Source organism: Aeromonas sp. SrichE-2G, assembly GCF_017939565.1.
Taxonomy (GTDB): Bacteria; Pseudomonadota; Gammaproteobacteria; order Enterobacterales; family Aeromonadaceae; genus Aeromonas; species Aeromonas taiwanensis.
Genome location: NZ_JAGKRG010000005.1, coordinates 218,085 through 226,225, shown reverse-complemented (window position 1 = coordinate 226,225; position 8,141 = coordinate 218,085). Strand labels below are relative to the sequence as shown.

Genomic DNA, 8,141 nt, shown 5'->3' with positions numbered 1-8,141 from the left:
CCCCCCCCCCGACTTATTGCTTATACGCAAACCCCATGCCTAATCCGTCCCACCAAATTCACAACAGCCTGAACCCCCATCGGTGTATTCAGCAATGTGGCTGGAGCCACGCCACCAAGGCCCCAGGCTGGTCTGTTTATCCATGACAACGCCTTGGCAGTATCGTTCTTGTTGAGGGATAGTGCCGCATTGAGGGCCTGTACAACGCCGTATACCCTCGCACCCTGAGAGATTGATAGGGGTGCCCCAATCCTCAGCTTGCGAGCAACAGTGTGGCGGCTAATGCCTGCTAGGCGGCATATCCAAACTATGTCTGCACTCATCAATTCAGCCAGTCGATGAATGCTGCCAGGAGCTACGCCAGCCACGATCCATAGATGTGCCCCCAACGGGTCACTCGGTATGCCAAGAGAGTCAAATATTGTCTTAGTAGAGGCCGTAGCCTTACCTGGATGATAACTCGCATAGGACATGATGAAATCTCCCCTGAACCTACGATACCAGATTACCTTATCCTATCTGTTCCATGTGGCGATGGCGATGGATCTGAGGACTTTGTTGGATGAGGCACAGGATACAGAGGTTGAAGCGCCCCATTCGGGCAATACCAACTTTTTCGTGAATCTCTGTGCATAATTCTATCTGGGGTCTTTATGAGACTTGAATTCTCATATATTTACTAGGGGAAACCTGTACGGTGCTGGAGATGGCCGCAGGAACCTGGCATGCCGTGCTGTCGCTGGATACCGGTGGCATAATTTTTGAAGTAAAACACGGTGGCTATCAACCCGTGGCTGCCGATGACTATGCGCACTGGGCTCCAGCGGAAGGAGAACCAGGAACCACGGAGCTTATGGCCTGGTATGCGCAAGCGCAGGTGGGCGACAGCACTTTTGCCGTCTAAGGCGATAAACAAAAACGGAATGAGTTTCCCCATTCCGTTTCCGCTATTACAAACCGTCGGTGACGATTTTAGCCGCCGACGCTAATACATCGCGACGGCTTTCTGCCTTAGGTTGAGGCTGGGTGAAGTAAGTGACCAGAATCAGCGGCGCACGATCTTTTGGCCAGATCACCGCGATATCGTTGGTGGTGCCATAGTCACCGCTGCCGGTTTTATCCCCCACAACCCAGGAAGCAGGCAGTCCAGCCTGAATGCTCGCTGCACCGGTGGTATTGCCTTTCATCCATGTCACCAGCTGCGCCCGTTGGCTGTCGCCCAATGCTTTACCCAGCGTCAGATTCCGCAGAGTTTGCGCCATTGCCCGAGGTGAAGTGGTATCACGCGGATCGCCCGGAATGGCGGTGTTTAACGTCGGCTCGGTACGGTCGAGACGGAACGTTTCGTCTCCCAGCTGTCGGGCGAACGCGGTGACGCTAGCCGGGCCGCCAACGTGAGCAATCAGCTTATTCATCGCCACGTTATCGCTGTACTGTAGCGCGGCCGCGCTAAGCTCAGCCAGTGACATCGTCCCATTGACGTGCTTTTCCGCAATCGGATTATAGTTAACAAGGTCAGATTTTTTGATCTCAACTCGCTGATTTAACAGATTCGGTTCGCTTTCACTTTTCTTCAGCACCGCGGCCGCGGCCATCACTTTACTGGTGCTGCACATCGCAAAGCGCTCATCAGCACGATAAAGTATTTGCGAATTATCTGCTGTGTTAATCAATGCCACACCCAGTCTGCCTCCCGACTGCCGCTCTAATTCGGCAAGTTTTTGCTGTACGTCCGCCGTTTGCGCATACAGCGGCACACTTCCTAACAACAGCGTGACGGTTGCCGTCGCCATCAGCGTGAACTGGCGCAGTGATTTTTTAACCATGGGATTCCTTATTCTGGAAGAGACGAAATAACAACAACATGAATAGTCAATATTTTACCTGAAGCGAGCCACAACGCGTCCGATTTTATGCTTCCGAAAGGCAAATACGGACGTCGCCAGAATGAAACCTAAATTCCACGTGTGTTTTTTATTAGCTTCAAAAATCACTATTTCACGAAGAATTTAGACTGCTTCTCACACATTGTAACATTATTTACAACCACCTTTCAATCATTTTTGATAAATCATTGATTTCATCTTTGCTGCAATGATACTTAATAAACTCTGCAAGTTATCCACAGAGCAACACTCAATTTTATTGATGATATTCTTATTATACCAGACATTTTTCATACACTCCCTTGTACGGATAGTTTTCCGACAACTTCATGATTACATATCTTGCGGTTTTGATTATTTTTGCTGCAAGAAATACATACTTCAAACGAAAGGTCTTTATTTGCTGTCTGTATTCTGAAGAGTCCAAGGAATCAAACTTGAACAACAAAAATAGGTTATATGAAAGCATCATCATTTGAAACACGGCTTCATTCGCCCAAAATGACTTTAGCAAGAGATGACCCACCGCCATGTCGTATTTGGCTTCTTTGATATAGTTTTCAGCATTACCACGCTTTTCATAGTATATAACTACTTTTTCAGAAAGCAAGGTAGTATTTGTTACAAAGAAAAAGTAGTCGTATTCGGAACCTTCTAAAAGTGATAATTGTGCTCTTTCTTTTTCTGGTTTCAGTACGCGAGATACGACAAATCTTCTGTCTTTTTCCCATTTAACTAATTTTGTATACAGTTCTGTAGTTTCTCTACCTTCTTCTCCTTTAACGAATACAATTGATGAATTCGTTGCTTGTGAGGTGAGTGTAGAATAACTTTTGGCTTTAATTAAATATTTGCATCCAAGAGATTCTATCGTTTCGATAATTTTTTCATCAAAGTAGCCACTATCCATTCGAAATAAAATTTCTAAATCGTCTGATTTGATGTTAGCAACAATTTCTTTGATCATTTCCGCAGCACCGTTTGCAGTGTAAGTATTGCCACTTCTTACAAATCCGGTAACATATGCTTTTAATTCGTCGCAAAATGCAAATTGGATATTGTAGCATCGGTTTCCCAGTTTCTTAGGATTATATCCTTTTGACGCACCTTCTTGATGACCTTCTACGTTAATTACACTACTATCAATATCAATCGTAATGGATGTCAATTTACTTTTAGTGAGCAGTTTTTTAAAGACTTTAAAATTAATGTCTCTAAACATTTGGGTTGTCTTGAAGTTGAAGTTTCCTAGAAACCGTGACACTGTTTCAGGTTCTTTTACGGAAATATCAAACTCGTTGACGAGGGGATCATTTTGAAGTAGCTTTAGACGTTCTAACTTATCAATGCCAATGAAGTGACCGCAGAGCATGGTCTTTATATGATTCATCTTGATTTTATTTGTTGAGTCATTATCAAATACGAGGTCATTTTCAATAAAATCAAAAATCCCATTGCTTTTTGCATTCTCAAGGAGCAGAAAAAGACCTGCATTTGATGTTAGATTCTTAGCTTTGAAATCAATTTTATTAATCATAATTAGAACCCCTTTTTACTACTTTTCTTACTATTATTTTACCATATATCGAGTCATAAAAGCTGATAATTTAACATATTTTTGAGCACTTTTCTTTCACCCAATGGGTGAAAGCTGAATTTCGAAGGAATGCATATTTATCAAGGCTTTGATTATGCTTTTTGAAGTACTGACGTAGAATCTAGGTACTATGCTATAACCACTAGCTAGCTGAGAGAACATTCAGTGACCATCAATTTTGATTATCGTTGTGGCATCTTAGAGGCAGCCGACACAAAAACTGGCCGAGAATGGTGTTGGTATAAGGGTGATCCCGAGGTTACCAGAACTGAAAATGGCGAGTTATTGAGTTCGATAGGTGTTCCTATCGGAGCCACTGTTGTTGAGGTGAAAACCCTTATTCGCATGGATACCAAAAGGTAACCAATAACAGGTTGCACCATATATAGTCAGTCCGCGTATGATAACTCCTATTCTCATCAGATTAGGAGCTTAGCATGCTCGTAAAAGAAATTGTGCCAACAGAGCAGGTCGTTGACATTCTCTGTGATGTCTGTGGTCGTAGTACAAAAACGAATTTTGGAACCAATCAATACGGCTCGTTATCGGCGGATTTTGGCTATGGTTCCCGTCACGATGGTGAACGTTATAAGGTGCATCTGTGTGAAATGTGCTTTTTCGGTATACTCGCAACAATGAGGGAGATGCATCGCGGGGAACATATGTTTGACGATGACTATGAGGCTGCAAACCCAAACACATTTGGACGTGATTATTCTAATAGGGAGATAATCTGAATAGTATGCCCCTATATTCGAGGTTGTGTGGAGAGAACTATTTCCTATCATCGACTCATTCTGTGAGCCATTGATATTGTCCTATCGGCTCATTTCGTGAGCCGAACAAGATCCTTCATCGGCTCATCTGGTGAGGTGGTCTCAACGCTCACTACCACTTGGATTTAATTTTTAGCTACATAGTTTCATAGCAGATTGGAGCTAGGCCAATAAGTAGATCCAAACGCAATTTAGCTCACGAATTTTAAATGATGCTATTTTTTGAGTCATCTTGGTGCCAAAAACAGTGGAGCTGATGCTGAGATTGAGAGATAATTTTCATGATATAAAAATGTGATACATGAGGCTATCAATGAACGATTTTTTGAAAACACTGATGAATATTCGTAGTCTGCGAGCTGTACTGCGTGAGTTGTCTTATGAGCAGTTGGTCGAGGCTAAAGACAAATTTGACGAAATCTATGCCGAACGTGAGCAGCAAGAGAGCAAATTGAGAGAAGAGTCAGCTGAACGCCTGCAAAAACTGGCTGAGTTTACCGAGCTGCTGAAACAAGCGGGCATAGATCCGAGTGAGCTGGTTGGCACTGCGGCTCCAGCGAAAGCTGATGGTTCAGCCAACAAAGCCAAACGCGCTCCCCGTCCTGCAAAATACAAGTACACCGAAGGCGGTCAGGAGAAGACATGGACTGGCCAGGGGCGCATGCCCAAGGCCATTGCAGACGCTGTTGCGGCTGGCAAGACTCTGGAAGATTTCCTGATCTAACTTGCTTAGCCCATGGTGTATCCATGGGCTACATATCACTTGATTATCGCTAGCAGGACTGATATCCACACATCCTCAAGTTCAATTGGTGCTCCTCCGATACGTGGCGCTAATGAGTCGCACTCCCCACCCCATGCGTTCTAATTTATAACTTCGCTTAAAACATCCAAATTGAAAGCGAAGTACGCTGAATTTTAATGCAAGTATGGTTACAAACCCTACTTTATAAAACTTCCTTAGTTGATTTGATTATTTTTGCGCAGAGACCTCATATCCTCTTCTTTTTTTCTTTAAGACACTCATAATGTAGATATCGCTACTAAAAATGTAGGTATCTCTATGAAGCCTTGGCTTGCCTTAGTCATTGGCCTCCCAACAGCCAATGCGACCGCTCGTATGCGCGCCTGGCGTACCTTGAAAGCAAGCGGAGCTGCTGTGTTGCGGGATGGCGTATATTTGCTCCCCCACAGCCAAGATTGCTTGGAGACTTTTCAGGCGGTTGAGCATGACATCTTGGCAATCAACGGCACGGCTTATCTTCTGCCTGTTCATGACCCTGATGGCGAGCGGTTCGCACCACTGTTTGATCGCAGAGAAGACTATATGCAATTGCATGAAGACATTGAGAGGTGTCTTTCACAATTAACCAGTCAAACCGCGCAAGCCAGCATTAAGCATGCTCGTAAACTGCGTAAAGCGATGACATCGCTCAACAAGATAGATTTTTTCCCTGGAGAGGTTAGAAGCCAAGTTAGCGCCAAGTTATCTGAACTTGAACAATCATGTGCCAGAGCATTAGGCCCAGATGAACCTCAGGCTATCCAAGGTGAAATGATACATAGACACATCGTGGATTATCAGGGACGAACATGGGCGACACGTAATCGTCCATGGGTAGACCGTTTAGCTAGCGCTTGGTTTATCCGCCGCTTTATAGATCCCCAAGCCCACATTTTGTGGCTAGAAAATGCTAACGATTGTCCAGATGACGTCTTGGGTTTTGATTTCGATGGGGCTGAATTTAGTCACGTTGGTAATCAGGTCACCTTTGAAGTCCTGAGCGCCAGTTTTGGGTTGACTCAACCCGCAATGATGCGGTTAGGACAGTTGGTTCATTTCCTTGATATCGGTGGTATTCAACCACCAGAGGCAATAGGAATAGAGCGCATGTTGGCTGGTATGAAGGCCACGATTGACAATGACGACCAACTCTTAGCGATGGCATCTATCTCCTTTGATGCTTTATTGGCAGGGTTCGAACAGGGAAGTGAAACAGCATGAAGCAAACTATCGAACAAGAATCTTTAACGTCACCACCACCGCCACAAAGCGTTTCGTTTTGGCAGGCATTTATCTTCTGGCTCAAGCTCGGGTTTATTAGCTTCGGAGGGCCTGCTGGACAAATAGCCATCATGCATCAAGAACTGGTGGAACGTAGACGTTGGTTGTCGGAACGGCGCTTTCTTCACGCACTCAACTACTGCATGGTACTGCCTGGCCCAGAAGCCCAGCAGTTGGCGACATACATTGGGTGGCTGATGCACCGAACCTGGGGTGGCATAATCGCTGGGGTCTTGTTTGTGCTCCCATCACTCTTCATTTTGATCGCGTTGTCTTGGCTTTATATTGCCTTTGGTGATGTACCTGCTGTTGAGGGATTATTTTATGGGATTAAGCCCGCAGTAACCGCCATTGTTATGCAGGCTGCTCACCGCATAGGGTCACGCACACTCAAGAATAACTGGTTATGGGGAATAGCTGTTGCATCCTTTACTGCAATATTCGCTTTCAATGTGCCATTTCCAGCGATTGTTGCCGCAGCAGCACTCATCGGTTTTATCGGTGGTCGTGTTGATCCTGAGAAGTGGCAAGCGGGTGGTGGTCACAATAAGAGCGATAAGTCTTTCGGTGCGGCTTTGATTGATGACGAGACACCAATACCATCCCATGCTCACTTCAAATGGGGAAGATTACTGCAATTAGTGATTGTCGGTGCCTTGCTGTGGTTAATCCCGATGGGGCTGCTTACTACTACCTTGGGTTGGGATCATACATTGACACAGATGGGCTGGTTCTTCACCAAAGCGGCGCTGCTGACATTTGGTGGTGCTTATGCAGTGTTACCTTACGTCTATCAGGGGGCTGTCGGCCATTATGGCTGGCTATCATCAACGCAGATGATTGATGGCTTGGCGCTAGGTGAGACAACACCAGGCCCGCTGATCATGGTTGTGGCGTTCATCGGGTTTATTGGTGGCTATGTTAAAGCTCTGTTTGGCCCTGATGCACTCTTTCTGGCTGGTGCTGTAGCTGCGAGTCTTGTCACCTGGTTCACCTTCTTACCATCCTTCATTTTTATTTTGGCAGGTGGCCCCTTAGTAGAATCTACACATGGTGACATCAAATTTACTGCTCCGTTAACGGCGATCACGGCTGCTGTAGTCGGTGTGATACTCAATTTGGCGCTGTTCTTTGGTTACCATGTACTGTGGCCTCAGGGTATTGGTGAGCACTTTGATTGGATATCAGCCTTAATTGCACTTGGTGCTGCGGTAGCTTTGTTTAAATTCAAGCGAAACGTCATCCACGTTATCTGTGTATGTGCTCTCTTGGGATTGATATTAAAAACGGTAGTAATGTGAGAGAGTGAGACCAAGCTTTACGGAGATTGTAGTATCGGTTCGGTGTTTTTTATATTTGGCAAGAGTCGAACTCACTCATCCTGCATGGCCTCCCTTGCGACATGTAAAACGGATGCTTGCAGATATGGGGCCAGCGATATCAGCAGTCCGGTGAGCATCTGGGATTGTACAAAATGGGGATGGCTAAATTACCATCCCCTAATGTCATGCTAATACTTGGAGGTATTATAACAATGGGTAGAACGCTAGATGAGCTACTGGAATCTGAATCACCAGAGGTAGTCCAGAGAGCCAAGGCGCTGGCCGAAGAGCAACTGGTACGTCTGAGTGTGACTAAATTGCTTTCAAATCTCGGTACAGGTGATGTTCCTGCAATAGATACCGATGTTCTCGATGGTTTGTTATCACTCAAAAGATTAGTTGAGAGCCATGACTGTCGGTTAAGTCTATTCGTTCATATGCCTGACGGCACACATCATGGCGTCAACATTTAAGGAAAGTGCGAACAAGTATCCC

General features: G+C 45.3%; 8 protein-coding genes. 5 read left to right on the top strand and 3 right to left on the bottom strand.

All coding sequences use genetic code 11. The annotated features are described in order from the left end of the window. Positions 1–20: 20 nt before the first annotated feature. Positions 21–473, bottom strand: coding sequence for an antitoxin Xre/MbcA/ParS toxin-binding domain-containing protein (locus J9885_RS09850; protein ID WP_210549190.1), 453 nt, complete (start codon positions 471–473; stop codon positions 21–23). A gap of 233 nt (positions 474–706) precedes the next feature. On the opposite strand from J9885_RS09850, the gene J9885_RS09845 reads away from it, so the two are divergent. Further along, complete coding sequence (locus tag J9885_RS09845) at positions 707–904, top strand: hypothetical protein (protein ID WP_024269775.1); 198 nt, start codon at positions 707–709, stop codon at positions 902–904. A 46-nt stretch (positions 905–950) separates the two neighbouring features. Here the strand turns inward: J9885_RS09845 and J9885_RS09840 are convergent, their stop codons facing one another. Both J9885_RS09840 and J9885_RS09835 read right to left on the bottom strand, forming a co-directional pair. Beyond that, positions 951–1,826 (bottom strand): extended-spectrum class A beta-lactamase CTX-M-3, encoded by an 876-nt coding sequence (locus tag J9885_RS09840; RefSeq protein ID WP_011091028.1) that lies wholly within the window; start codon positions 1,824–1,826, stop codon positions 951–953. Positions 1,827–2,160: 334 nt separating this feature from the next. Further along, positions 2,161–3,423 (bottom strand): IS1380-like element ISEcp1 family transposase, encoded by a 1,263-nt coding sequence (locus J9885_RS09835; RefSeq protein ID WP_000608644.1) that lies wholly within the window; start codon positions 3,421–3,423, stop codon positions 2,161–2,163. Positions 3,424–3,920: 497 nt separating this feature from the next. On the opposite strand from J9885_RS09835, the gene J9885_RS09830 reads away from it, so the two are divergent. From J9885_RS09830 to chrA, 4 genes are all read left to right on the top strand, one after another. Beyond that, positions 3,921–4,220: a hypothetical protein gene (locus J9885_RS09830; RefSeq protein ID WP_210549189.1), complete on the top strand. Its 300-nt coding sequence runs from the start codon at positions 3,921–3,923 to the stop codon at positions 4,218–4,220. 352 nt (positions 4,221–4,572) lie between these two features. Then, a complete protein-coding gene (locus J9885_RS09825) occupies positions 4,573–4,983 on the top strand; it encodes an H-NS family nucleoid-associated regulatory protein (RefSeq protein ID WP_139700484.1) in 411 nt (136 codons plus the stop codon). 339 nt (positions 4,984–5,322) lie between these two features. Next, on the top strand, positions 5,323–6,264 hold the full coding sequence (locus tag J9885_RS09820) for a chromate resistance protein ChrB domain-containing protein (protein ID WP_210549186.1): 942 nt from the start codon (positions 5,323–5,325) through the stop codon (positions 6,262–6,264). Beyond that, positions 6,261–7,625 carry a chromate efflux transporter gene (gene chrA / locus J9885_RS09815; protein WP_210549184.1) on the top strand — a complete coding sequence of 455 codons (1,365 nt, stop codon included), beginning with the start codon at positions 6,261–6,263 and terminating at the stop codon, positions 7,623–7,625. The genes J9885_RS09820 and chrA overlap by 4 nt, the downstream gene beginning before the upstream one ends. The last annotated feature ends 516 nt before the right edge of the window (positions 7,626–8,141 follow it).